At 64.7% G+C, this 283-nt stretch carries 1 protein-coding gene; it reads right to left on the bottom strand.

Annotated features, from left to right (window positions below):
* A partial coding sequence (locus IHE46_RS16875) for a condensation domain-containing protein (RefSeq protein WP_192166094.1) occupies positions 1-283 on the bottom strand: 283 nt, incomplete at both ends.

The following is a 283-nucleotide window of genomic DNA, read 5'->3' as shown; positions in this document are numbered from 1 at the left end:
CGGTGGCATAGCTCAGGGAGCCGACGATGGTGCCGTCGGCTTCGCCCAAGGCGAGCTCCAGATCGAACTTGACCTGATCGAAGGGCAGGCCGACCGGTTCGGTGCGCAGACCGGGGAGGTCGAACGTAGCGTTTTCGTTGCTCTGCCAGGCGAACATGACCTGGAACAGGGGCGTGTGATCCAGGTGGCGTGAGGGCTGGACGATCTCCACGACCTGCTCGAAGGGCAGATCCTGGTGATCCTGGGCGGCCAATGTGGCCTGGCGTACCCGAGCCAGCAGCTC

It is taken from the genome of Rhodanobacter sp. DHG33 (genome assembly GCF_014843005.1).
Lineage (GTDB): Bacteria > Pseudomonadota > Gammaproteobacteria > Xanthomonadales > Rhodanobacteraceae > Rhodanobacter_A.
The sequence above is the reverse complement of the archived record's forward strand: the minus strand, read 5'-3'. Positions and strand labels throughout refer to the sequence as shown.